Origin of the sequence: Burkholderia sp. DN3021 (genome assembly GCF_049805555.1) — a bacterium.
Lineage (GTDB): Bacteria > Pseudomonadota > Gammaproteobacteria > Burkholderiales > Burkholderiaceae > Burkholderia > Burkholderia pyrrocinia_C.
The window spans coordinates 1-24,805 of the sequence record NZ_JBNCAB010000099.1 but is presented as its reverse complement, the minus strand read 5'-3'; the positions used below and the strand labels follow the sequence as shown (position 1 = coordinate 24,805).

21 protein-coding genes and 1 pseudogene are annotated in these 24,805 nt (G+C 68.4%); 11 read left to right on the top strand and 11 right to left on the bottom strand.

Features of this window, described 5'->3' with window-relative positions:
* From ACPUER_RS31635 to ACPUER_RS31625, 3 genes and pseudogenes are all read right to left on the bottom strand, one after another.
* A pseudogene (locus ACPUER_RS31635) lies at nucleotides 1-245 on the bottom strand (cell division protein ZipA C-terminal FtsZ-binding domain-containing protein); the annotation flags it as partial.
* Nucleotides 246-330: 85 nt separating this feature from the next.
* The gene (gene smc / locus ACPUER_RS31630; RefSeq protein ID WP_175961143.1) at nucleotides 331-3,843 is read right to left on the bottom strand and encodes a chromosome segregation protein SMC; all 3,513 of its coding nucleotides are present in this window, start codon (nucleotides 3,841-3,843) and stop codon (nucleotides 331-333) included.
* Between the two features lie 139 nt (nucleotides 3,844-3,982).
* Complete coding sequence (locus tag ACPUER_RS31625; RefSeq protein WP_175961144.1) at nucleotides 3,983-4,924, bottom strand: DMT family transporter; 942 nt, start codon at nucleotides 4,922-4,924, stop codon at nucleotides 3,983-3,985.
* 159 nt (nucleotides 4,925-5,083) lie between these two features.
* Between ACPUER_RS31625 and dapC the strand changes: the two genes are divergently transcribed.
* The 6 genes from dapC to cls all read left to right on the top strand — a co-directional run bounded on the left by dapC (nucleotide 5,084) and on the right by cls (nucleotide 11,262).
* Entirely contained in the window at nucleotides 5,084-6,316 is a 1,233-nt protein-coding gene (gene dapC / locus ACPUER_RS31620) for a succinyldiaminopimelate transaminase (protein ID WP_425133019.1), read from the top strand.
* Between the two features lie 44 nt (nucleotides 6,317-6,360).
* A complete protein-coding gene (gene dapD / locus ACPUER_RS31615; protein WP_111016716.1) occupies nucleotides 6,361-7,188 on the top strand; it encodes a 2,3,4,5-tetrahydropyridine-2,6-dicarboxylate N-succinyltransferase in 828 nt (275 codons plus the stop codon).
* Nucleotides 7,188-7,556, top strand: a complete 369-nt coding sequence (locus ACPUER_RS31610; RefSeq protein ID WP_034184733.1) for an ArsC family reductase — start codon at nucleotides 7,188-7,190, stop codon at nucleotides 7,554-7,556. The genes dapD and ACPUER_RS31610 overlap by 1 nt, the downstream gene beginning before the upstream one ends.
* Before the next feature lie 90 nt (nucleotides 7,557-7,646).
* The gene (dapE, locus tag ACPUER_RS31605; protein ID WP_310143348.1) at nucleotides 7,647-8,786 is read left to right on the top strand and encodes a succinyl-diaminopimelate desuccinylase; all 1,140 of its coding nucleotides are present in this window, start codon (nucleotides 7,647-7,649) and stop codon (nucleotides 8,784-8,786) included.
* Nucleotides 8,787-8,797: 11 nt separating this feature from the next.
* A complete protein-coding gene (prmB, locus tag ACPUER_RS31600) occupies nucleotides 8,798-9,706 on the top strand; it encodes a 50S ribosomal protein L3 N(5)-glutamine methyltransferase (RefSeq protein WP_175961152.1) in 909 nt (302 codons plus the stop codon).
* 107 nt (nucleotides 9,707-9,813) lie between these two features.
* Complete coding sequence (cls, locus tag ACPUER_RS31595; protein ID WP_425133018.1) at nucleotides 9,814-11,262, top strand: cardiolipin synthase; 1,449 nt, start codon at nucleotides 9,814-9,816, stop codon at nucleotides 11,260-11,262.
* Between the two features lie 27 nt (nucleotides 11,263-11,289).
* On the opposite strand, the gene ACPUER_RS31590 is transcribed toward cls, so the two are convergent.
* Nucleotides 11,290-11,769, bottom strand: a complete 480-nt coding sequence (locus ACPUER_RS31590; RefSeq protein ID WP_425133017.1) for a glutathione peroxidase — start codon at nucleotides 11,767-11,769, stop codon at nucleotides 11,290-11,292.
* 136 nt (nucleotides 11,770-11,905) lie between these two features.
* Between ACPUER_RS31590 and ACPUER_RS31585 the strand changes: the two genes are divergently transcribed.
* On the top strand, nucleotides 11,906-13,837 hold the full coding sequence (locus ACPUER_RS31585; protein WP_425133016.1) for an ATP-binding cassette domain-containing protein: 1,932 nt from the start codon (nucleotides 11,906-11,908) through the stop codon (nucleotides 13,835-13,837).
* 153 nt (nucleotides 13,838-13,990) lie between these two features.
* Here the strand turns inward: ACPUER_RS31585 and ACPUER_RS31580 are convergent, their stop codons facing one another.
* The 3 genes from ACPUER_RS31580 to alr all read right to left on the bottom strand — a co-directional run bounded on the left by ACPUER_RS31580 (nucleotide 13,991) and on the right by alr (nucleotide 16,862).
* Nucleotides 13,991-14,257, bottom strand: coding sequence for a DUF2866 domain-containing protein (locus tag ACPUER_RS31580; RefSeq protein ID WP_034184728.1), 267 nt, complete (start codon nucleotides 14,255-14,257; stop codon nucleotides 13,991-13,993).
* Between the two features lie 146 nt (nucleotides 14,258-14,403).
* A complete protein-coding gene (radA, locus tag ACPUER_RS31575) occupies nucleotides 14,404-15,780 on the bottom strand; it encodes a DNA repair protein RadA (RefSeq protein ID WP_072437254.1) in 1,377 nt (458 codons plus the stop codon).
* An 11-nt stretch (nucleotides 15,781-15,791) separates the two neighbouring features.
* On the bottom strand, nucleotides 15,792-16,862 hold the full coding sequence (gene alr, locus ACPUER_RS31570) for an alanine racemase (RefSeq protein WP_175961160.1): 1,071 nt from the start codon (nucleotides 16,860-16,862) through the stop codon (nucleotides 15,792-15,794).
* A 218-nt stretch (nucleotides 16,863-17,080) separates the two neighbouring features.
* On the opposite strand from alr, the gene lplT reads away from it, so the two are divergent.
* Together lplT and thiD are read left to right on the top strand one after the other, a co-directional pair.
* Nucleotides 17,081-18,388, top strand: a complete 1,308-nt coding sequence (gene lplT, locus ACPUER_RS31565; protein ID WP_175961162.1) for a lysophospholipid transporter LplT — start codon at nucleotides 17,081-17,083, stop codon at nucleotides 18,386-18,388.
* A gap of 58 nt (nucleotides 18,389-18,446) precedes the next feature.
* A complete protein-coding gene (gene thiD, locus ACPUER_RS31560) occupies nucleotides 18,447-19,256 on the top strand; it encodes a bifunctional hydroxymethylpyrimidine kinase/phosphomethylpyrimidine kinase (protein WP_204423685.1) in 810 nt (269 codons plus the stop codon).
* An 18-nt stretch (nucleotides 19,257-19,274) separates the two neighbouring features.
* Here thiD and ACPUER_RS31555 read toward each other — a convergent pair whose 3' ends face one another.
* The 4 genes from ACPUER_RS31555 to tsaB are packed head-to-tail and all read right to left on the bottom strand — an operon-like array spanning nucleotide 19,275 to nucleotide 22,603.
* Nucleotides 19,275-20,240 carry a DUF1853 family protein gene (locus ACPUER_RS31555; RefSeq protein ID WP_425133015.1) on the bottom strand — a complete coding sequence of 322 codons (966 nt, stop codon included), beginning with the start codon at nucleotides 20,238-20,240 and terminating at the stop codon, nucleotides 19,275-19,277.
* Complete coding sequence (locus tag ACPUER_RS31550) at nucleotides 20,237-21,352, bottom strand: uracil-DNA glycosylase family protein (RefSeq protein ID WP_425133014.1); 1,116 nt, start codon at nucleotides 21,350-21,352, stop codon at nucleotides 20,237-20,239. Before ACPUER_RS31550 ends, ACPUER_RS31555 begins: the two co-directional genes overlap by 4 nt.
* Entirely contained in the window at nucleotides 21,339-21,839 is a 501-nt protein-coding gene (rimI, locus tag ACPUER_RS31545) for a ribosomal protein S18-alanine N-acetyltransferase (RefSeq protein ID WP_175961169.1), read from the bottom strand. Before rimI ends, ACPUER_RS31550 begins: the two co-directional genes overlap by 14 nt.
* The gene (tsaB, locus tag ACPUER_RS31540) at nucleotides 21,836-22,603 is read right to left on the bottom strand and encodes a tRNA (adenosine(37)-N6)-threonylcarbamoyltransferase complex dimerization subunit type 1 TsaB (RefSeq protein WP_175961171.1); all 768 of its coding nucleotides are present in this window, start codon (nucleotides 22,601-22,603) and stop codon (nucleotides 21,836-21,838) included. The genes rimI and tsaB overlap by 4 nt, the downstream gene beginning before the upstream one ends.
* A gap of 147 nt (nucleotides 22,604-22,750) precedes the next feature.
* Here tsaB and ACPUER_RS31535 point away from each other — a divergent pair, with 147 nt between their 5' ends.
* Both ACPUER_RS31535 and ACPUER_RS31530 read left to right on the top strand, forming a co-directional pair.
* The gene (locus tag ACPUER_RS31535; protein ID WP_011352486.1) at nucleotides 22,751-23,020 is read left to right on the top strand and encodes an acyl-CoA-binding protein; all 270 of its coding nucleotides are present in this window, start codon (nucleotides 22,751-22,753) and stop codon (nucleotides 23,018-23,020) included.
* A 359-nt stretch (nucleotides 23,021-23,379) separates the two neighbouring features.
* On the top strand, nucleotides 23,380-24,805 hold a 1,426-nt coding region (locus tag ACPUER_RS31530), incomplete at its 3' end, for a DEAD/DEAH box helicase (RefSeq protein WP_425133013.1).

The following is a 24,805-nucleotide window of genomic DNA, read 5'->3' as shown; positions in this document are numbered from 1 at the left end:
GCTTCGGCCGGCGCGGCCGGCGCGGCGACCGGTGCCGCGGGCTCGCGGCGCGCCGGCTGGCGCACCGGCTCGATGAACGGCAACTCTTCGTCGCGCTCGGGGCGGTTCATCGCCTCGGCCGCTTCGTCCGGCATCGGGCGCGGCATCCTGCGCCGCACCTTCGCGCCCTGCCATGCGTTGTAGACCACGACGCCGCCCACCACGACGGCGCCCGCGCCGATCAAACCGAGTGTCAACTCGTCCATGCACGCTCCATCAGCAATTCTTTTTCGTCGGGATCGCGAACGGGCGCCCATGCGCCGCGCGAACGCGATCCGGTTTCGTCAAACGTCAATTCTGGGCAAAACCCGCCGCGGTTTCCATGTCCACCGCAACGATCCGCGACACGCCCTGCTCCTGCATCGTCACGCCGATCAGCTGCTGCGCCATCTCCATCGCGATCTTGTTGTGCGAGATGAACAGGAACTGCGTCTTGTCGGACATCGCGCGCACGAGATTCGCGAAACGTTCGGTGTTCGCGTCGTCGAGCGGCGCGTCGACCTCGTCGAGCAGACAGAACGGCGCCGGGTTCAACTGGAACATCGCGAACACCAGCGCGGTCGCGGTCAACGCCTTCTCGCCGCCCGACAGCAGGTGAATCGTCGCGTTCTTCTTGCCGGGCGGCTGCGCCATCACCTGCACGCCGGCATCGAGGATCTCGTCGCCCGTCATGATCAGCTTCGCCTGGCCGCCGCCGAACAGGCGCGGGAACAGGTCGCTGAAGTGGCGGTTGACCTCGTCGAAGGTGCCCTGCAGCAGCGTGCGGGTTTCCTGGTCGATCTTGTGGATCGCGTCCTCGAGCGTCGTGATCGCGTCGATCAGGTCGGCTGACTGCGCGTCGAGGAACACCTTGCGCTCGCTCGCGGCCTTCAGCTCGTCGAGCGCGGCCATGTTCACCGGGCCAAGCGCATTGATCGCATTGTTGAGCCGGGTGACCTCGCCCTGCAGGTACGACGGTTTCAGATCCGGCGTCAGCTTCTCGCTCAGCGCGGCCTCGTCGACCTCGGCCGTCGCGAGCTGCTCGGCGAACTGCTCGACGGACAGGCGCGCGGCCTGCTCCTTCAGCTGCAGCTCGGTGATGCGGTCGCGCAGCGGCTGCAGCGAACGCTCGGCGACGAGACGCTGCTCGTCCGACGCGCGCAGCTTCGCGGTCAGGTCGTCGAGCTCGATCCGCGCGGCCTGCAGCGCTTCTTCCTTCACCGCGCGAATCTCGAGCGCGTCCTGCAGGCCCGTGTGCGCGGTCTGCTCGTTGATCGTCTCGAGCTCGGCACGCGCGTCTTCCAGCGACGCGGCGACACGCTCGCTCTGCTCGTGCGCAACCTGGATGCTGCGCTTGAGCTCGTCGATCCGGGTCACCGCGTTGCGTGCGGCGAAGCGCGCGTCGTTCGCGCCGCGCTCCAGGTCACGCGCCTCCTGACGCGCCTGCGTCAGCGATTCGTCGAGCGATTCGAACGCGAGCTGGTTGTCCTCGAAGCGTGCCTGCAGCTCCGCGAGTTCGCCGTCGAAGCGTTCGAAATTCGCTTCCGACTCCGCGCGCAGCGCGCGCTGTTCTTCGATCTGCGCCCCGATTTCCTCGAGTTCCTCGCGGATCTGCGTGCTGCGCTGCGTATAGCGCTCGTGCGCCTGCGCGAGCTTCAATACGTCCATCTGCAGCGCATGCACCCGCTGCGTCGCACGTTCGGCCTGCGCGCGCACGTCGCCGAGCGCCTGCGTGGCCTGCGTGTGCGCGGCTTCCGCGCGCACGGCGGCCGTGCGCGCGTCGTCGGCGAGCAGTGCCTGCGCACGCACCTGGCGCGTCAGGTTTTCGATTTCCTGCTGGCGGGCCAGCATCCCGGCCTGCTCCGAATCGGCCGCGTACAACTGCACACCGACGCGCGTGACGATATGGCCGGCCTTGACGACGAATGCGCCGCCTGCCGGCAGTTGCGTGCGCGTCGCAAGCGCCTGCGCGACGTCGTCGGCGACATAGACGTTGCCGAGCCAGTCGTTCAGCACCGCGCGAATGCCCGCGTCGTCGATGCGCACGAGCGACAGCACCGGACGCAGCCCGGCCACCGCCGCAAGCGGCTCGCCGGCCGCGGGCGGCGCGTAGAACGCGAGCTTCGCGGGCGGCGCATCGGTCGCGAACGCCTTCACCCAGTCGAGATTCGACACTTCGAGCGCGGCGAGGCGCTCGCGCAGCACGGCTTCGAGCGCCGCTTCCCAGCCCGCTTCGACGTGCAGCTTCTTCCACAGGCGCGGCAACGCGCCGAGCTCGTGCTTGTCGAGCCACGGCTGCACCTTGCCTTCGGTCTGCACGTTTTCCTGAAGCTGCTTCAGCGCGGCAAGGCGTGCCTCGAGCTGGTGGATCTGCGCGCCTTCGGCCTGCACGCGCTCCTGCGCGGCACGGCGTTCGCCGTCGAGGCGCGGCACCGTTTCCTGCGCGTCGACGAGACGCGCCTGCGCTTCGGCGAGGATTTCTTCCTGCTCGGCGAGCTGCATGCGCAGCTCCTCGAGCTGCGCCTCGTCAGGCGCATCGAGCCCGCCCGCTTCGCTCTTCAGGCGCTCATGGCGCTGCTGAAGCTGCTGGAGCTGCTGGTCGGCGTTGCGCTGGTGCGCGGCTTCGAGCTTCAGCGACTGTTCGGTCTGCGCGATCCGCGCGCGCTCGTCGTTGAGCTGCGCCTGCGCGTCGCGCCACTTTGCCTCGAGCGCCGGCAGCGCGTCGTGCTTCGCGGCTGCGTTGTCCTCGGCGAGCGCGGCCTTCTCGTCGGCCATCGCGCGCGCCTCTTCGGCTTCCTCGAGCTCGTCCTGCGACTTCTCGGCCTGCGCGCGCCATTGCTCGCGCTGCGCGTTCAGCGCGGCGATCTGCGCCTGCACGCGATTGCGCGATTCGACGATGAACTTGATTTCGGCTTCGAGGCGGCTCACCTCGGCATTCGCCTCGTAGAGCGCGCCCTGCGCGCCCTGCATCGCGTCGCTCGCCGAGTAATGCGCGACGCGCAGCGTCTCGAGCTGCGACTCGACCTCGCGCAGCTTGGCCGTCTGCGCCTCGAGGTCGATCTGCGCCTGTTCGATCGCGCGCTGCTGCTTCTGCTGCTCGCCGGCGGCCTCGTTCTTGCGCAGCAGCCACAACAGGCGCTGCTTCTCCTCGCCGTCGGCGACGAGTTCCTTGTACTTGGTCGCGACGACGGCCTGCGCCTCGAGCTTCTCGAGGTTCGCGCCGAGCTCGCGGACGATGTCCTCGACGCGCGTCAGGTTCTCGCGCGTGTCGTGCAGGCGGTTCTCGGTTTCGCGGCGGCGTTCCTTGTACTTCGACACGCCCGCGGCTTCCTCGAGGAACACGCGCAGCTCTTCCGGCTTCGCCTCGATGATCCGCGCGATCATGCCCTGCCCGATGATCGCGTACGCGCGCGGCCCGAGGCCGGTGCCGAGGAAGATGTCCTGGATGTCGCGGCGGCGCGCCGGCAGGTTGTTGATGTAGTAGCTCGACGTGCCGTCGCGCGTCAGCACGCGCTTCACGGCGATCTCGCCGTACTGGCCCCACTGCCCGGCCGCGCGGCCGTCGGAGTTGTCGAAGATCAGCTCGACGCTTGCCCGGCTGCCGGGCTTGCGGGCGGTCGAGCCGTTGAAGATCACGTCCTGCATCGATTCGCCGCGCAGCTCGGACGCGCGCGACTCGCCGAGCACCCAGCGCACGGCGTCGATGATGTTGGACTTGCCGCACCCGTTCGGGCCCACCACGCCGACAAGCTGGCCCGGAACCTGGAAATGCGTGGGATCGACGAAGGATTTGAAGCCAGCGAGTTTGATCGAGCTCAGACGCACGGCGGTATCGGATGTGAAGAAGGTGTGAAACGGACGGGGCCGTGCTGCGCGGGGCCGGACGGCCCATGCGCGCGACGCGCCCCGGAATTCAAAAGCGGGGCCGCGCGCATACAGCGTTGGGCCCCGCAAACGGCTTCCATCATACCATCGCGCGTGCGCCGTCCCGACCGTCGCCGGGTTTGCCCGGTGCCGGCGCGGCACGATGGACCCGGCTCGACAGCAGCGTCGCCAGCACGATGCACACGCCGCCCGCCCACTCGCGCGCGGTCGGCAGCTCGTTGGCGAACACCCACGCCGACAGCGCGGTGATCACGATCTCGAACAGCATGATGATCGACGCGCGGTTCGCCGGCACGCGCGCGAGGCCGTATTGCACGAGCAGGTTGTTCGCCGCCATCGTCACGCCGATCGCGGCGACGATCAGCGCGGCGACGCCGAGCTGGCCGCCCGCCGGTGCGGCCGGCAGCCCTTCGAACAGCGACGCGATCGCGCCGAATACCGCCGCACCGCCGAACAGCGTCGCGGTGCGCATCTCCGCGCGCATCCCGGGCAGCTCGCGGCTCGCCTTGATCACGAGCACGTTGCTCATCGCGAAACTCAGCCCGGCCGCGAGACCGGCCCATTCGGCCGGGTTGGCCGGCAGCGGCAAGCCGAGCGTCGGCGACCACAGCATCAGCATCGCGCCGCCGATCGACAGCGCCGCCAGCCCCGCGCCGGCCCAGGTCAACCGCTCGCGCAGCAGGAAGTGCGCGTAGATCGCGGTCCATGCGGGGGTCAGGTAGAACAGCAGCATCACGCGCAGCACCTCGCCGTGGATCGTGCCCCATACGAAACCGAGGTTCGTCACGCCGGCCGTCACCGCGATGCCCGGCAGCACCCAGTGCCAGCGCAGCGTCGCGATCGTGCGGTGCCGCGTGACGATCACGAACAGGAACGCGACGAGGCTCGTCAGCGCGCTCGCCAGCGTGCCCGTCACGCCGAGCGACGCGAGGATCCGCAACGGATACCAGATCAGACCCCATACCGACGCGCCGATCAGGATGGCCAGCGTCGGCAGGCTGCCGCGTACCGCGTTATTCATTTGGTTCGATACCCTTTATTCGACCGGCCCGGCCGCCGTTCCGGCGGGCCGTGACCGCATTCCGTCACGCTATAATCGTTCGTTGCGACCCGCGCGCCGTCGGCGCCCGTTCGCAGCCGCGCGGCACGCCCGCCGCTTCTTTCGCTCCAACCGGCCGCGATGGCCGCTTCGCCCGTGAACCCTCGACTCGACTCGCTCCAGCCCTATCCCTTCGAAAAGCTGCGCGCCCTGTTCAAGGACGTGACGCCCTCCGGCGACCTCAAACCGATCAGCTTCGGCATCGGCGAGCCCAAGCACCCGACCCCGGCGCTGATCCGCGACGCCGTCGTGGCCGCGCTCGACGGCCTCGCGTCGTACCCGGCCACGGCCGGCTCGGACGCGCTGCGCACATCGATCGCGCATTGGCTCGAGCGCCGCTACGGGCTGCCGGCGATCGATCCGGCCACGCAGGTGCTGCCCGTGTCGGGGTCGCGCGAGGCGCTGTTCTCGCTCGCGCAGACCGTGATCGACGCGCGCCCGTCCGGGCAGGGCGAGAAGGCGATCGTACTCTGTCCGAATCCCTTCTATCAAATTTACGAAGGCGCGGCGCTGCTGGCCGGTGCCGAACCCTATTTCGCGAACAGCGACCCGGCCCGCAACTTCGCGTGCGACTACGCGGCCGTGCCCGACGACGTCTGGGCGCGCACGCAGCTGCTGTACGTGTGCTCGCCGGGCAACCCGACGGGCGCCGTGCTGACGCTCGACGACTGGCGCGAGCTGTTCGCGCTGTCCGACCGCCACGGTTTCGTGATCGCGTCGGACGAGTGCTATTCGGAAATCTATTTCGACGAAGCGGCGCCGCCGCTCGGCGGCCTCGAGGCCGCGCACCGCCTCGGCCGCGGCTTCGAGCGGCTCGTGATGCTATCGAGCCTGTCGAAGCGCTCGAACGTGCCGGGCATGCGCTCGGGCTTCGTCGCCGGCGACGCGGCGCTGTTGAAGAAATTCCTGCTGTACCGCACGTACCACGGCGCCGCGCTGTCGCCGGTCTGGCAGCACGCCAGCATCGCCGCGTGGAACGACGAGGCGCACGTGCGCGAGAACCGCGCGCTGTACCTGCAGAAGTTCAATACGGTCACGCCGATGCTCGCCGACGTGATCGACGTGAAACTGCCCGACGCCGCGTTCTACCTGTGGGCCAACGTATCGCGCACCGGGCTGTCGGACACCGAGTTCGCCCGCCGCCTGTACGCCGACTATAATGTGACGGTTCTGCCCGGCTCGTACCTGGCGCGCGATGCGCACGGGTCGAACCCGGGCCGCGATTTCATCCGGATCGCGCTCGTCGCGGGCACCCCCGAATGCGTCGAGGGCGCGCAACGCATCGTCGATTTCTGCCGTTCTCTCGCGCGGTAATCGTCCATCCCGATCAATTCCATCCATCTCCTGCGAAAACGAACATGTCGCAACAACTTCAGCAAATCATCGATACCGCCTGGGAAAACCGCGCCGAGCTGTCGCCGAAGGCCGCGCCCGCGGAAGTCCGCGAGGCCGTCGCTCACGCGATCGAGCAGCTCGACCGCGGCGCACTGCGCGTCGCCGAGAAAATCGACGGCAACTGGACCGTGCATCAGTGGCTGAAGAAGGCCGTGCTGCTGTCGTTCCGCCTGGAAGACAACGCACCGATGGCGGCCGGCGGCTACTCGCAGTTCTACGACAAGGTACCGTCGAAGTTCGCGAACTACACGGCCGAAGACTTCGCCGCGGGCGGCTTCCGCGTCGTCCCGCCGGCCATCGCGCGCCGCGGCTCGTTCATCGCGAAGAACGTCGTGCTGATGCCGTCGTACACGAACATCGGCGCCTACGTCGACGAAGGCACGATGGTCGACACGTGGGCCACGGTCGGTTCGTGCGCGCAGATCGGCAAGAACGTGCACCTGTCGGGCGGCGTCGGCATCGGCGGCGTGCTCGAGCCGCTGCAGGCGAACCCCGTCATCATCGAGGACAACTGTTTCATCGGCGCGCGCTCGGAAGTCGTCGAAGGCGTGATCGTCGAGGAAAACTCGGTGATCTCGATGGGCGTGTACCTCGGCCAGAGCACGAAGATCTACGACCGCGAAACGGGCGAAGTCAGCTACGGCCGCATCCCGGCCGGCTCGGTCGTGGTCGCCGGCAACCTGCCGTCGAAGGACGGTTCGCACAGCCTGTACTGTGCGGTGATCGTCAAGAAGGTCGACGCGAAGACCCGCGCGAAGGTCGGCCTGAACGAGCTGCTGCGAGGCGACTGATGGCGAAGCCGCACACCGTGGTCGTCTACGGCATTCCGAACTGCGACACCGTGAAGAAGGCCCGCGTGTGGCTCGACGATCACGGCGTCGAATTCGAGTTCCACGATTTCAAGAAGCTCGGCGTCAGCGCGCCGCTGGTTGAAGACTGGCTGAAGGACGTGTCGCTCGACGCGCTCGTGAACAAGCGCGGCACCACGTGGCGCGGCCTGGACGACGCGATGAAGGCGGCCGCCGAAACGAAGACCGGCGCGGTCGCGCTGATGATCCACAAGCCGTCGGTCATCAAGCGCCCCGTGCTCGTCGTCAACGGCCGCGTGAAATCGCTCGGCTTCGCGGCCGATCAATACGCGGCGCTGTTTGCCGCATAGGGCCGCCCGCGCCGCGCCTGTCGGCGCGGCACGACGTCTTGTCGCTGCCGGCCACCGCGCCGGCATTTTTTATCGAAAGTGGTCCGAACCATGTCCGCCACCCTAGCCCTTACCGAACAGTTGATCGCCCGCGCGTCCGTGACGCCCGACGACCAGCATTGCCAGCAGATCATGACCGCGCGCCTCGCCGCGCTCGGCTTCGAATGCGAGACCATCGCGTCGCACGGCGTGACCAACCTGTGGGCCGTCAAGCGCGGCGCCGACGGCCGCGACGGCAAGCTGCTCGCGTTCGCGGGCCACACCGACGTCGTGCCGACCGGCCCGCTCGAGCAGTGGACCTCGCCGCCGTTCATCCCCGCCCATCGCGACGGCAAGCTGTACGGCCGCGGCGCGGCCGACATGAAGACGTCGCTCGCGGCGTTCGTCGTCGCGTCCGAGGAATTCGTCGCGGCCCATCCCGGCCACCGCGGCGCGATCGCATTCCTGATCACGAGCGACGAGGAAGGCCCGGCCACCGACGGCACCGTGAAGGTCGTCGAACTGCTGCAGGCGCGCGGCGAACGCGTCGACTACTGCATCGTCGGCGAGCCGACGTCGACCGCCGAGCTCGGCGACGTCGTCAAGAACGGCCGCCGCGGGTCGATGTCGGGCGAGCTGGTCGTCAAGGGCGTGCAGGGCCATATCGCGTATCCGCACCTCGCGAAGAACCCGATCCACCTGCTCGCGCCGGCGCTCGCCGAGCTCGCCGCCGAGCAGTGGGACGAAGGCAACGAATATTTCCCGCCGACCACCTGGCAGGTGTCGAACCTGCACGCAGGCACCGGCGCGACCAATGTGATCCCCGGCCACGCCGACCTGCTGTTCAACTTCCGGTTCTCGACCGCGAGCACGGTCGAGGGCCTGCAGGCGCGCGTGCACGCGATCCTCGACAAGCACGGCCTCGAATACACGCTGAAGTGGTCGGTGAGCGGCCTGCCGTTCCTGACGCCGCGCGGTGAGCTGTCGAATGCGCTGGAAAACGCGATTCGTACCGAGACCGGCATCACGACCGAACTGTCGACCACGGGCGGCACGTCGGACGGCCGCTTCATCGCGCGCATCTGCCCGCAGGTGATCGAGTTCGGCCCGCCGAACGGCAGCATCCACAAGATCGACGAGCACATCGAAGTGCGCTTCGTCGACCCGCTGAAGAACGTGTACCGCCGCGTGCTCGAACAACTGATCGCCTGATGGAGCCTCGCATGACGACACCTTTTGCCACTGTCCGCGACCTGCTGCGCTACGCGGTCACGCGCTTCTCGAAGGCGAAGCTCGCCTTCGGCCACGGCTCCGACAATGCGTACGACGAAGCGGCCTACCTCGTGCTGCATACGCTCGACCTGCCGCTCGACACGCTCGAGCCGTTCCTCGACGCGCGGCTGCTGCCCGACGAAATCGCGGCCGTGCTCGCCGTGATCGAACGGCGCGCGACCGACCGCGTGCCGGCCGCGTACCTGACGCACGAAGCCTGGATGCATGGCCACCGCTTCTACGTCGACGAACGCGTGATCGTGCCGCGCTCGTTCATCGGCGAGCTGCTCGACGACGGGCTGCAGCCGTACGTCGCCGATCCCGAGCAGGTCGGCGCGGTGCTCGAACTGTGCACGGGCTCCGGCTGCCTTGCGATCCTCGCGGCGAGCGCGTTCCCGAACGCCGAGATCGATGCGGTCGACCTGTCCGACAAGGCACTCGAAGTCGCGGAGATCAACGTGCGCGACTACGGCCTCGAAGACCGCATCGCGCTGCACCGCGGCGATCTCTACGCGCCGCTGCCCGCGTTCCGCACCGACCCCGGCGCACGCTACGACGTGATCCTGACGAACCCGCCGTACGTGAACGCGTCGTCGATGGCCGCGCTGCCGCCCGAATACCGGCACGAGCCGGAGATGGCGCTCGCGGGCGGCGAGGACGGGATGGACATCGTGCGACGCATCGTCGCCGAAGCGCACCGCTGGCTGCACGACGACGGCGTGCTCGTCGTCGAGATCGGCAACGAGCGCGAGCACGTCGAAGCCGCGTTCGGCGGCCTCGAACTCACGTGGCTGCCCACCAGCGCGGGCGACGACACCGTGTTCCTGATCCAGGCGTCGGACCTGCCGCGCAAGGGCTGAACCGCCCGGCTCCCTGACCGTGCGGCGCACCGCTGCGCCGCACGGTTGGGTAAGATGCGCGTAAGCGGCCGCCGCGCCGCACGACCTCAGGAGTCCGCCACGCGCCCATGACCCTCGACTGGCTACATCTCGGCACCCTGATCCTGACCATCCACGTGCTCGGGATCGTCGCGGCATGCCACGCGATCATGAACACGCGCACGTCGCAAGGCGCGATCGCGTGGGCCGTGTCGCTCGCCGCGATGCCGTACCTGACGCTCATTCCGTACCTGTTCCTCGGCCGCAGCAAGTTCTCCGGCTATGTCGACGCACGGCGCCACGAGCTGGAACTGTTGCGCACGCACACACCGCGCTCGCCGTGGCTCACTACCGATGCGGCCGACGCGACCGACGGGCCGGCCGCCGATGCGCTCGGGCAAGCCGCCGTGCTCGCGCTCACGCGGCTCGGCGGCATGCCGTTCCTCGGTGGCAATTCCGTGCGCACGCTCGTGAACGGCGACGCGACGTTCTCGGCGATCCTGTCGGCGATCGATGGCGCGCGCGACTACGTGGTCGTCCAGTTCTTCATCGTGCGCGACGATGCGCTCGGCCAGATGCTGCGCGACGCGCTGCTGGCGCGTGCGGCGGCCGGCGTGCGCTGCTGCCTGCTGTACGACAGCATCGGCAGCTTCGACCTGCCGCACAGCTACGTCGACACATTGCGCCGGGGCGGCGTCGAGGTCCATCCGTTCGCGACCAATCGCAAGTTCGTCAACCGCTTCCAGCTCAACTTCCGCAACCATCGCAAGATCGTCGTGGTCGACGGCAATCGCGCGTTCGTCGGCGGCCACAACGTCGGCGTCGAATATCTCGGCGCGAAGCCGCGCCTGTCGCCGTGGCGCGACACGCACATCGAGATCCGCGGCCCCGTGGTCGCGAGCATCCAGTACGTGTTCGCCGAAGACTGGCACTGGGCGACGCAGAAACTGCCGCCGCTCGCGCTGCCGCCGCCCGCGCAGCCCGGCGACGGCATGCATTGCCTCGTGGTGCCGATGGGGCCGGCTGACAAGCAGGAAACCGGCTCGCTGTTCTTCGTCGAGGCGATCAATGCCGCGCGCGAGCGGATCTGGATCACCTCGCCGTACCTCGTCCCCGACGAAGCCGTGCTCTGCGCGCTGAAGCTCGCGGTGATGCGCGGCGTCGACGTGCGCATCCTGATCCCGAGCCGGCGCGATCACTACGTGGTGTTCGAGGCGTCGAAGCTGTATGCGCGCGACCTCATCGACGCGGGCGTCAAGGTGTTCCGCTACCGGCCCGGCTTCCTGCACCAGAAGGTCGTGCTGATCGACCGCATCGCGGCGGCGATCGGCAGCGCGAATCTCGACAACCGCTCGTTCCGACTCAACTTCGAGATCATGGTGCTGACCGTCGACCGCGCATTCGCCGACGAGGTCGAGACGATGCTCGATGCCGACTTCGCGCAGGCGTACGGCGTCGATGCGAACGAGTACCGCCAGTCGCCCGCATGGCGGCGGATCGCGATGCACGTCGCGCGACTGTTCGCGCCGATCCTGTAGCCGCAGGGAGGACGGCAGCGCCCGCCGTCACAGCAGCTTGTCGATATCCGCGGCGATTTCGTCGGGCTTGGTCGACGGCGCGTAGCGCTTGACGATGCGCCCTTCCCGGTCGATCAGGAATTTCGTGAAATTCCACTTGATCGCCTTGAGGCCGAGAATGCCGGGCGCCTCGTCGGTCAGGTAGCGGTACAGCGGATGCGCATGGTCGCCCTTCACGTCGATCTTCGCGAACATCGGGAACGTGACGCCGTAATTGCGCTCGCAGAACGCGCCGATCTGCGCGGCGTCGCCGGGCTCCTGCTTGCCGAACTGGTTGCACGGGAAGCCGAGCACGAAGAAGCCGCGCGCCGCGTAGTGGTCGTACAGTTTCTGCAGGCCCGCGTATTGCGGCGTGAAACCGCACTCGCTCGCAGTGTTGACGATCAGCAGCACCTTGCCGCGATACGCGTCGAGCGAAACCGGCGCGCCGGCGAGCGTCTCTGCGCTGAACGAATACAGGGTGGACATCGGGCACTCCTTTTACGAAACCGGATCGACATGGAGTCTAGGCGAAATCGCGCCGTTGCGGCATCCGCCGAGCGGCCGATGCCCGGCAAGAGCGGCGCGCAGTCTAGAATAGCGGTTTTGGCCAGTCATTTCCGCCGTGATCCGTTTCAATCAGTTCAGCCTTGCGCGAGGCACCAAGCCGCTGTTCGAGTCGACCTCGTTCGTGCTCAATCCCGGCGAGAAAGCCGGCCTGATCGGCGCGAATGGCGCCGGCAAGTCGACGCTGTTCGCGGTCCTGCGCGGCGAGCTGCACTCGGACGCCGGCGATTTCTCGATGCCGCCGTCGTGGCGGATCGCCCACGTGTCGCAGGAAACGCCCGCGGTCGACCGCTCGGCGCTCGACTACACGCTCGACGGCGACGCCGCGCTGCGCGAGATCGAGGCGCGCATCGCGGCCGCGTCCGCCGCGCATGACGGCGCCGCCGAAGCCGACGCGCACGCGGCCTTCGCCGATGCCGACGGCTACACCGCGCCCGCCCGCGCCGAAGCGCTGCTGCTCGGCCTCGGCTTCACGCTCGCCCAGACCCGCGAGCCCGTCGCCAGCTTCTCCGGCGGCTGGCGCATGCGCCTGAACCTCGCGCAGGCGCTGATGTGCCGCTCCGACCTGTTGCTGCTCGACGAACCGACCAACCACCTCGACCTCGACGCGATCGTCTGGCTCGAAGACTGGCTGCACCGCTACCCCGGCACGCTCGTCGTGATCTCGCACGACCGCGAATTCCTCGATTCGATCTGCAACGTCACGCTGCACCTGGAAAACCGCCAGGTGAAGCGCTACGGCGGCAACTACTCGCAATTCGAAGTGCTGCGCGCGCAGCAACTGGCGCTGCAGCAAAGCGCATACGAAAAGCAGCAGAAGACGATCGAGCACCTGCAGAGCTTCGTCGACCGCTTCAAGGCCAAGGCCACCAAGGCCAAGCAGGCGCAAAGCCGGATGAAGGCGCTCGAGAAGATGGAGCTGATCGCGCCCGCGCACATCGCATCGCCGTTCACGTTCGAATTCCGCACGCCCGACGCCGCGCCGAACCCGATGATGGTGATGGAAGACGTCCGCTGCGGCTACCATGCCGACGACGGCGCGGACATCCCGATCGTCGAACGCGTGGCGCTGTCGATCCAGAACGGGCAGCGCATCGGCCTGCTCGGCGCGAACGGCCAGGGCAAGTCGACGCTGATCAAGACGCTGGCCGGCACGCTCGCACCGCTGTCGGGCGACGTCCGCGAGGGCAAGGGGCTGACGATCGGTTATTTCGCACAGCATCAGCTCGAAACGCTGCGCGAGGACGATTCGCCGCTCGCGCATCTTGCGCGGCTCGCGCCCGACACGCGCGAGCAGGAGCTGCGCGACTTCCTCGGCGGCTTCAATTTCTCGGGCGACATGGCGACGAGTGCCGTCGGCCCGTTCTCGGGCGGAGAAAAGGCGCGCCTCGCGCTCGCACTGATCATCTGGCAGAAGCCGAACCTGCTGCTGCTCGACGAACCGACGAACCACCTCGATCTCGAAACGCGCCACGCGCTGACGATGGCGCTCGCGCAGTTCGAAGGCACGCTGATCCTCGTATCGCACGACCGCCACCTGCTGCGCGCGACGACCGACCAGTTCATGCTGGTCGCAAAGCACCGGCTGCAGCCGTTCGACGGCGACCTCGACGATTACCGCGACTGGCTGCTGCAGCATGCGGCCGAGCAGCGCGCGGCCGCGAAGGCCGACAGCGCGGCCTCGTCGGGCGCGGGCGCCGCAACGAACCGCAAGGACCAGAAGCGTCAGGCCGCCGAGGAGCGGCAGCGCCTGTCGGTGTTGAAAAAACCGCTGCAGTCGCGCATCACGAAGCTCGAAAAGGAAATGGAGACGCTACACGCGGAGAAGGCGCGCCTCGACGCGTTCGTCGCCGATCCGGCGAGCTACGAGGCCGCGCGCAAGACGGAGCTGACCGACGCGATCCGCAAGCTCGGCGACGTCAACACGCGTCTCGAAACGATCGAGGCCGACTGGCTCGCCGCGCACGAAGGGCTCGAACAGATCGGCTGAACGCGGCCGCAGTGCCGCCGGCCCGGCGCGCTGGCGGCACCGGTTCTTCGACAAGCCATCGGGTCCGCGCCGGGCCCGCATGCGACAAGGCCGGGCGCACTGGCCCGGCCTTTTTGCTGCCCTTGTCCGTCGGTTCGCAGACCGCCTGCCGGCTCAGCGCCGCGGCAGCGTGTCGCGCGGCAGTTGCTCGTCGTCGCCCATCAGGTACCGGCGCCCTTCGGTCGGCCGCCGGATCGCCGCGGCGACTTCCGCTTCGGTCACGTCCTCGGACACGACCTTGCGCGCCAGGCGCCCTTCCTCGTCGATCCATTCGACGATCCGGCATCCGCCGCCCCAGGGCTGGCGAATCGGCTCCGACACGCGGCAGCCGCGCAGGTTGTAAAGGCGTCCGCCCGGCGCTTCCCCATACGATTTCAACATAGGTTCCCTTCGCATTGCGCGGTTCGACAATCCGGCAAAGGATAGGGAAAAGCGATGTCCGGCGGGTTACAGCAGCCTACATATTCTTTACAGAGAATTACGCGACAGATCGCCGACAGGCACAGCCCGCGCGGCTGCCGGGCCGATCACTCGAGATCGCGCACGCGGTCGATCGCCTGCTCGATCCGCTCGACAGCCATCACGTTCAGCCCTTCGATCGGCTGTTTCGGCGCATTCGCCTTCGGGATCAGCGCGGCCGTAAAGCCGAGCTTCGCCGCCTCGCGCAGCCGCTCCTGCCCGCGCGGGGACGGCCGGATCTCGCCCGCCAGCCCCACTTCGCCGAACACGATCAGCCCCTTGGGCAGCGCCTTGTTGCGCATCGACGAATGGATCGCGAGCAGCACCGCGAGGTCGGCGGCCGGTTCGGTGATCTTCACGCCGCCCACTGCATTGAGGAACACGTCCTGGTCGAAGCACGCGATGCCCGCATGCCGGTGCAGCACCGCGAGCAGCATCGCGAGCCGGTTCTGTTCGAGGCCGACCGCGAGCCGGCGCGGGTTCGGCACGTGCGCGGTATCGACCAGCGCCTGGATTTCGACGAGCAGCGGGCGCGTGCCTTCCTGCGTGACGAGCACGCACGAGCCGGGCACGATCTGCTCGTGCTGCGACAGGAACAGCGCGGACGGATTCGCGACACCGCGCAGCCCGCGCTCGGTCATCGCGAACACGCCGAGTTCGTTGACCGCGCCGAAGCGGTTCTTGAACGCGCGCACGAGCCGGAACGACGAATGCGTGTCGCCCTCGAAATACAGCACCGTGTCGACGATGTGCTCGAGCACGCGCGGGCCGGCCAGGTTGCCCTCCTTCGTCACGTGCCCGACCATGATGATCGCGGTGCCCGACTGTTTCGCGATGCGCGTGAGCTGCGCCGCGCATTCGCGCACCTGCGCGACCGAGCCCGGCGCCGACGTGAGCGCTTCCGAATAGACGGTCTGGATCGAGTCGATCACGGCCACGTCGGGCCGCTCCGCGTCGATCGCGGCCTGGATCTTTTCGAGCTGGATCTCGGCGAGCAGTTGCAGCTCGGCCGCCGGCGTACCGCCGTCGAGCAGCGCAAGCCGTTGCGCGCGCAACGCGATCTGCGCGGCCGATTCCTCGCCGCTGATATAGAGTGCGCGCCGTTCGCTCGCGATGTCCGCGAGCGACTGCAGCAGCAGCGTCGACTTGCCGATGCCCGGGTCGCCGCCGATCAGCACGACGCCGCCGGGGACCAGCCCGCCGCCGAGCACGCGGTCGAATTCGCCGATGCCGGTCGAGAAGCGCGGCACGTCGGCCGCTTCGATATCGACGAGGCGCTGGACGGGCGCCCGCTTCGCGAGCGACTGGAAACGGTGGGCCGACGGCGACTCGGCGACCGATTCGACCAGCGTATTCCAGGCCTGGCACGACGGACACTGCCCCTGCCACTTCGGGGTCTGCCCGCCGCACTCGCTGCAGACGTAGACGGTTTTCTGTTTGGCCACGCGCGACGCCCTTATTCCGCGCGCACGGGCACGCGGCCGGCGACCGCGCACATCAGCTCGTAGCCGATCGTGCCGCAATGACGGGCGACGTCGTCGATCGGCAGTGTATTGCCCCACAGCTCGACGCGCGCGCCGACGCCGGCCTGCGGGCACGGGGTCAGGTCGACGGTGATCATGTCCATCGACACGCGGCCCACGATACGCGTGCGGATGCCGTCGACGATCACGGGCGTGCCTTCGGGCGCGACGCGCGGATAGCCGTCCGCGTAGCCGCACGCGACGACGCCGATCCGCATCGGCGCCTGCGCGGAGAACGTCGAGCCATAGCCGATGGCCTGGCCTTTCCCGATCGTTTGCACCGCGATCAGCTCGGACGCGAGCGTCATCGCGGGTTTCAGCCCCGTGTCGGCGATATCGGACGACAGCCCGGACGGCGACGCGCCGTACAGCACGATCCCCGGCCGTACCCAGTCGAAGTGCGTATCCGGATGCCACAGCACGGCGGCCGAATTCGCGAGACAGCGCGCGCCGGCAATGTTTTCCGCGCCGCGCTCGAACGTCGCGAGCTGCTCGGCGACGCCGCGCTCGTTGTCCGCGTCCGAAAAATGGGTCATCAACGTGATCTGGCCGATGCCGGGGCACGCGCGGGCGCGCTCCCAGGCCGCCCGGTATTTTTCCGGCAGGTAGCCGAGCCGGTTCATCCCGCTGTTCATCTTGAGCTGCACGTTGACGGGCTTCGACAGCCGCGCCGTTTCCAGCATCCGCATCTGCTCGTCGTTGTGGACGGTCGTCGTCAGGCTGTAGCGGTCGATCACGTCGATGTCGGTCGACCGGAAGAAGCCTTCGAGCAGCAGGATCGGGCCGGCCCAGCCGAGCTCGCGCAGCTTCACGGCCTCGTCGAGGTCGAGCAGGCCGAAGCCGTCGGTGCCGCGCAGGCCGGGAAACGCGCGGGCGAGACCGTGGCCGTATGCGTTGGCCTTGACGACCGCCCAGACCTTGGACGGGCCGGCAAAGCGGCGGACGACGGAGAGATTGTTCGCGAGAGCGGCGGTGTGGATGGTGGCGGAGATCGGGCGCGGCATAGGAAATTTACGTAAAGACGCTTGCGAATCATCAGCTTACCGCGCCTTTTGAGCACCGAAGCCGACAATTTGCGGAACGATCGGGGAATCTTGCTAGTCCGAATTGGCGTATTTTCATGTTATAAAGCCGTGCGCACAACCCATTTCGAACGGAATAAGCCGATCGCATATCAGGCGGCCTACGCGGCCCTGCCGCAGCGACGAAAGCATCGCATCAGATGAAAAAAGGTTTTTACACCATCATGGCCGCGCAGTTTTTCTCGTCGCTGGCCGACAATGCGCTTCTCATCGCCGCCATCGCCCTGCTGAAAGACCTCCACGCCCCCAACTGGATGACACCGCTGCTGAAGCTGTTCTTCGTGTTGTCCTATGTAGTGTTGGCGGCGTATGTCGGTGCTTTCGCGGATTCGCGCCCGAAGGGACGCGTGATGTTCATCACCAACTCGATCAAGGTGGTCGGCTGCATGATCATGCTGTTCGGCGCTCACCCGCTGATCGCGTACGGGATCGTCGGATTCGGCGCGGCGGCCTACTCGCCCGCCAAATACGGGATTCTCACCGAGCTGCTGCCGGCCGATCGGCTGGTCGCCGCGAACGGCTGGATCGAAGGTACGACCGTCAGCTCGATCATTCTCGGCACCGTGCTCGGCGGCGCGCTGATCAGCCCGCACATCGCATCGCACGTGATCGCGCACACGCCCGGCTGGATCGGCACGCCCGCCGAAGCGGCGATGGCGATCATCATGGCGATCTATGTGATCGCCGCGCTGTTCAACCTGCGCATTCCCGATACGGGCGCCCGCTATCCGAAGCAGGAACGCGGCCCGGTCAAGCTCCTCACGGATTTCGCCGACTGCTTCATGGTGCTGTGGCGCGACAAGCTCGGCCAGATCTCGCTGGCGGTCACGACGCTGTTCTGGGGCGCGGGCGCGACGCTGCAGTTCATCGTGCTGAAATGGGCCGAGGTGTCGCTCGGCATGTCGCTGTCGGAAGGCGCGATCCTGCAGGCCGTGGTCGCGGTCGGCGTCGCGGCCGGCGCGATCGCCGCCGCCGCCCGGATCCCGCTGAAGAAGTCGCTGACCGTGCTGCCCGTCGGCATCATCATGGGCATCGCGGTGATGCTGATGGCGTTCTACACGCGCGACCTGTTCCCGTCGCACTGGGCCGTGCACTTCGGCCATCTGCGCATGCCCGTCTACCTGATCGTCGCGTACATCTTCCTGATCGGCGTCGGCGCGCTGTCGGGCTACTTCGTCGTGCCGATGAACGCACTGCTGCAGCATCGCGGCCACGTGCTGCTGTCGGCCGGCCATTCGATCGCGGTGCAGAACTTCAACGAGAACCTGTCGGTGCTCGTGATGCTGTGCCTGTATGCGGTGCTCGTGTGGCTCGACGTGCCGGTCGGCGTCGTGATCGTGCTGTTCGGCACGTTCGTCTGCCTGACGATGTGGCTCGTGATGCGCCGCCACCAGGCGAACCAGCGTCAGTTCGACTCGGTCGCGCTGATCGGCGAAGCGCGGCACTGACGCTACACTTCCCGTTTCCGTCCGCCAGCGCCGGTCTTCGAACCGGCGCGTTGCCATCATGACGCACCCGATACCCAACATCCTGACGATCGCCGGCTCCGATTCGGGCGGCGGCGCGGGCATCCAGGCCGACCTGAAGACGTTTTCCGCGCTCGGTACGTACGGCGCCAGCGTGATCACCGCGCTGACCGCGCAGAACACGCGCGGCGTGACGGGCGTGCACGCGCCGGACGCCGCGTTCGTGACCGCGCAGCTCGACGCGGTGTTCGACGACATCCGCATCGATGCGGTCAAGATCGGGATGCTCGCGAACGCGGCGATCGTGCACGCGGTGGCCGACGCGCTGCGCCGTTACGCGCCGCGCTTCGTCGTGCTCGACACGGTGATGATCTCGAAGAGTTCGCACGCGCTGCTCGCGCCCGACGCGGTCGACGCGCTGCGCGACGCGCTGCTGCCGCTGGCGACCGTCGTCACGCCGAACCTGCCCGAAGCGGCCGCGCTGCTCGGCGACGCACCCGCGACCACTGAAGACGACATGGTCCGGCAAGGCCGGGCACTGCTGCAGACGGGCGCGCGCGCCGTGCTGATGAAAGGCGGCCACCTGCCCGACGCGGCCGCGAGCCCCGACTGGCTCGTCGATGCGGCGCACACCGTGCGGCTCGACGGCCCGCGCGTGCCGGTCAGCAACACGCACGGCACGGGCTGCACGCTGTCGTCGGCGATTGCCGCGCTGCTGCCGCAGCAGCCCGACCTCGAAAGCGCGGTGCGCGAAGCGAAGACCTACCTGACCGGCGCGATCGCCGCGAGCGGCCGCCTCGACGTCGGCCACGGCGTCGGCCCGGTTCATCACTTCCATCGCTGGTGGTAAGCGCCGCCTGACGCGGCGTCAGTTGTCCTGCGCCGCGAATGCCTGCGCACGCGCCGGCCAGTCGTCGGGTACGACGAAGCCGCGCGCCGTCTCGCGCCACGTGCCATCGCTGCCCTGTTCATAAATGCCGATCAGGTCGGGAGCCTGACGCGTCGCCAGCACGGGCGGCAGTTCGAGTGCGGCCGCGAGAGGTTCGGGTTCGAAACCGGCGCCGGCTGCAACACGCCGCGGTGCAAGCCAAGCAAGCCGCGGCAACACGCTCCAGGCAACGCCGGCACGCTGCGCGGCCGCCCACGCCGGCCACTGCGCATGCGTCAGCCAGAAACCGCGCGGGTGATCCGGCGAGATTTCGGCGGACACCGGCGGCAACGGTGCGCCGTGCGGATAGAACAGCCAGCCCTTGATGAACATCTGTGCGTCGGACGGCGCGCCGTAGCCGAGCAGCGCAAACCCGGCGCGATCGCCGAGCCGCAGCTGGTGGTCGAGCAACCGGCTGCGCTTGCGGTCGAACCGGTCGACGAGATTGGGGCCGACGAAGTCGGCGAGCGACGCGCCGTCGCGCACCGGCGCGCACAGATAGCACTTCACCGCGAGTTCCCAGTGCAGGCGATGCCCGCCCGGCGCATCGACGAGAAAATCGACTTCGCCGAGCGTCAGGCCGTTGCTGCGTAGCGGAAGATTGGCCGCAACGAGCCGCAGCGACGGTCCGTGCGTGAGGAAATACTCGAGCAGGCATTCGGCGTAGCGGCCGAGCCGGGTGGGCCGCACCCCGTCGAGCGCGCGGTGCAGCGCCTCGGGCGCCGTATCGAGCGCGGCGAGCCATGTCTCGACAGCCGACTGTCCTGCCGCATCCGGCCACGGATGCGCAAGCGGCGCGCCGGGTGCCGCGGTCAGCAGGCTCGGGCTCGCGAGCAGCCAGCCCAGATCGCGAACCGCGGCGTCGCGCAGCGTATCGACGAATGCGAACGCCGCGCCGGTCGTCATTGCCCGGCCGGCCCGTTCGCGTCGCCACCCTCTGCGCGCCGGAACGTGTCGCGCGCGAGGCACAGGTCGGCCCACGCCTTCGACTTGTCCTGCAGGCTGCGCAACAGGTACGCCGGGTGGTAGGTGACGATCACCGGCACGCCTTCGTACGCATGCACGCGGCCGCGCAGCGACGCGATGCTGGCATCCGTCTTCAGCAACGTCTGCGCGGCGAAGCGCCCGAGCGCGACGATCAGCTTCGGTTTCACGAGCGCGACCTGGCGCTGCAGATAAGGCTCGCAGCTTGCGACCTCGTCCGGTTCCGGGTTGCGGTTGCCGGGCGGCCGGCACTTGATCACGTTCGCGATGTACACGTTGTCGCCGCGCTTGAGCGCCAGCGACTGCAGCATGTTGTCGAGCAGCTTGCCGGCCTGGCCGACGAACGGCTCGCCCTGCTTGTCCTCGTTCTCGCCCGGCGCTTCGCCGATCAACATCCAGTCCGCTTCACGGTCGCCGACGCCGAACACGGTGTTGGTCCGCTTCTCGCACAGCCGACAGTGCGTGCAGTCGCGCACGCGCGCGGCCAGCGCATCCCAGTCGAGCATCGCAACCGGCGTTCCGGCGGGACGCGATTCGGCCGGCAGGGGCTCGCCCGGCGGCGCCGCGTCGAACCACGCGAAATCGTCTTCTCCGGCAAGCGGCGCGTCGTCCATCGGCGGCATTGCATCGGCGGAACCCGCCGGCGCGAGCGTGCGATCGCCATCGACGACACGGCGCGCCGGTGCGCCCGAAGCCGGTATGCCCGAAGCCGGTATGCCCGAAGCCGGTATGCCCGAAGCCGGTACGCCCGGTGCCGGTACGCCCGGTGCCGGTACGCCCGAAGCCGGTATGCCCGACTCGCGAGCCGGCGCGGCCTCTACGGCTCGCACGGCCGCCGGCGGCGCATCGTCTTGCACCGGTGCACGCACCGCGCGCGCCGGCCGTTCGGCCGCAACGGCGGAAACGTCGTCCGCCGTACCGGTTTGCGCCACGGCGGCCGCGTCGGCTGCCGCGCCTTCGTCCGCGCGCTGCCCGCGCCGCACCCAGATCTGCGCGAGGCCCATTTCCTCGAGCGCCGCTTCAGCCCACACCATGCGCGTCCCCCTCGTTCTTGTTCAGCGTCAGACGCATCACGATCGCGTCCTCCCGGCTGCGATGCTTCGCCGGATAGTAGTTCTTGCGCCGGCCGATCGTCACGAAGCCGAAACGCTCGTACAAATGAATCGCGCGCGGATTGGACGGCCGCACCTCGAGCAGCACGCCGTCGAGCCGCTCCGCGCGCGAAATGCGCACGGCCTCGCGCAGCAGCGCGAGGCCCGCGCCCGCGCGCTGCGCGGCCGGCGCGACACACAGGTTCAGCAGGTGCATCTCGTCGATCACGGGCATCAGCACGCAATAACCGATCAGCGAGCCCGTCACGTGCCGCAGGCACACGCCCAGATAGCCGTTGCGCAACGAATCCTCGAAGTTGCCGCGGCTCCACGGGAATTCGTACGCGACCTGCTCGATCGCAACGACCTCGTCGAGATCCGCGTCCGTCATCGGCGCCAGATAGCGGTCGCTCAGCAGTACCCCCGTCATCCCTTCGCTCCGCCCGTCTGCGCGGCCCGTGCCGCGACCCGCTCGGCAGTCGTCTGCGCGACCTTGTCGCGCACGTATTCGGGCGCGGCCTGATCGGCCGGCACCGTGCGCCCGGCGCGGAACGCGCGCAGCGCGGCATGCGCGACCGCCAGCGCATGCGGCAACGCTTCGCCGTCGATCACGGCCGCGCGCGCCGCGGCCGGCAACTGTGCGCCGAACGCGGCAGCCGCATTGCCCGCGAGCGTGAACGGCGCGTCGGGCACGCCGACGGCGCCCGGCGCATCGAGCGACGCCGGATGCAGCGTGCGCCAGTCGCCGGCGCTGTCGTCCCACGCGAAGTCCGCCCAGTAGGCTTCGTCCATCCGCGCGTCCAGCGCGGCAAGCACGCGGGTCGTGCCGGGCGCGCGCAGCCGCGCGTGCTCCGCGCACGCGAGCAGCGTGCCGATCGGCACGACCGGCAGCCCGCGCCCGAACGCGAGGCCCTGCGTAATGCCGGTCGCGGTACGCAGGCCGGTGAACGAGCCGGGGCCCGCGCCGAACGCGATCGCGTCGCAGTCGGCGAGCGTCAACCCGGATTCGGCGAAAAGTTCCTGGATCGCCGGCAGCACGCGCGTGCTCGACACGGCGCCCGTCTGTTCGTGACGGACCCAGGTTTGCGGGGTGGAAACGGCGTCATCGGCATGGGCCGAGCGCAGCAGCGCGACCGAGCAGTATTCGGTCGACGTATCGATGGCGAGGAGCACTGTTTGCGTCATGGCCGACATTGTAATGCGGCGCCCCGCTCCCACGGGCGATCGGGCCCGATCCGTGCACGCGCGCGGCGCCGGCGGCGGTTTGGAAGGATCGCTCGACCCCGCGCGGCGATCCGCTTGTTAAGATCGCCCGACCTGAAACCCTTACGGAGACACCTGATGAGCGAACTCACCGCCCAATTCGACCAGGCCCAGATCGACGTCAAGCAATTGACGGAACGGCCGGGCAACCTGACCCTGCTGCGTCTGTACGCGCTCTTCAAGCAGGCGACCGACGGCGATGCGCACGGCGACAAGCCGGGCTTCACCGACATCGTCGGCAAATACAAGTACGACGCATGGGATGCGTTGAAGGGCACGTCGCAGGATGCCGCGAAGCAGCAGTACATCGAACTCGTCGAATCGCTGAAAAACGGCACGGCTTCCTGACCGAACCACGCCGTTCGCAATAGGCAATCAAATCAGTGGCGCAGCGCAGCAAATCTCTTTATAATGCGGCCTGCGTCACCTCCGCGCTCGGCTCGCATGCCGTTCCGGCCCGACGCCTCGTAGCGTTAAGCTCCAATCCGGTTTAGAACCTGTCCCCTCCTGCTTCGACCCTCGCGGTCGTCACTTATCAGGCTGGCGGCCCCGCTCCTGAAGCGCGCCGCACCCAAAACAGCTTCTAATGCCTCATCCGCCGACTGTTCGGCGGATTGCACCCGTTTCCCGATTTGCTCGCTGAATCCGACGACTTGGGTATGCGCGATTGGCGCCGACGTTTCACCCACTGTGTTTCAAGGATTGTTATGACTTCGAGCATCAACTCCAGCCCGCTCAACGCGATCGCCGACCAGGCGCTCGGTCTCGACGACGCCGCCGCACCGGCCGCGGTCGAACCGGCGTCGGACGAGCCGAGCTTCGCGTCGCTCGGGTTGTCGCCGGAGATCGTCTCCGCGCTGCAGGCCGCCGGCTATGTGAAGCCGACGCCGGTCCAGCAGCGCGCGATTCCGGCCGGCATCGCCGGCCGCGACCTGCTGGTGTCGAGCCCGACCGGTTCGGGCAAGACGGCCGCATTCATGCTGCCCGCGATCGAACGTTTCGCGCAGCTCCAGAAGACGCTGGCGCAGCAACCGCGCGCGCCGCGCGAACCGAACCAGGGCGACCGCCGCGTGCGCCGCCCGCAACCCGTCGCGCGCCCGGGCCTGCTCGTGCTGACGCCGACCCGCGAACTCGCGATGCAGGTCACCACGGCCGCATCGACCTACGGCAAGCACCTGAAGCGCCTGCGCACGGTCAGCATCCTCGGCGGCGTCGCCTACGGCCAGCAGCTGATGCTGCTCGCGAAGAACCCGGAAATCCTGGTTGCCACGCCGGGCCGCCTGCTCGATCACCTCGAGCGCGGCCGTATCGACCTGTCGGAACTGAAGATGCTCGTGCTCGACGAAGCCGACCGCATGCTCGACATGGGCTTCATCGACGATATCGAAACGATCGTCGCCGCGACGCCCGCGTCGCGCCAGACGATGCTGTTCTCGGCCACGCTCGACGGCAAGATCGGTTCGCTGACGAGCCGCCTGCTGAAGGACCCCGAGCGCATCGAGATCCAGCAGCGCCTCGAGTCGCGCGCGAACATCGCGCAGACCGTGCACTACGTCGACGACCGCGATCACAAGGATCGCCTGCTCGATCACCTGCTGCGCGACGACGCGCTCGACCAGGCGATCATCTTCACGGCAACCAAGATCGACGCCGACCAGCTCGCCGGCCGTCTCGCCGACGCAGGCTTCGAATCGGCCGCGCTGCACGGCGACCTGCCGCAGGGCGCGCGTAACCGCACGATCCGTGCGCTGCGCGAGCGCCGCGTGCGCGTGCTGGTCGCGACCGACGTCGCAGCACGCGGCATCGACATCCCGGGCATCACGCACGTGTTCAACTACGACCTGCCGAAGTTCGCGGAAGACTACGTGCACCGTATCGGCCGTACGGGCCGTGCGGGCCGCTCGGGTATCGCGGTGAGCCTCGTGCACCATGCCGAACAGGGCGCGCTCAAGCGCATCGAGCGCTTCGTGCGCTCGCCGCTGCCGGTCAACGTGATCGAAGGTTTCGAGCCGCGCAAGTCGGCGCCCCCGCGCGGCGGCAACGGCGGCCGCGGCCGTCCGGGCGGCGGTAACGGCGGCGGCCGGCGTTTCGGCGGCAAGCCGGGCGGCGGTCATGGCGGCAACGGCCGCAGCT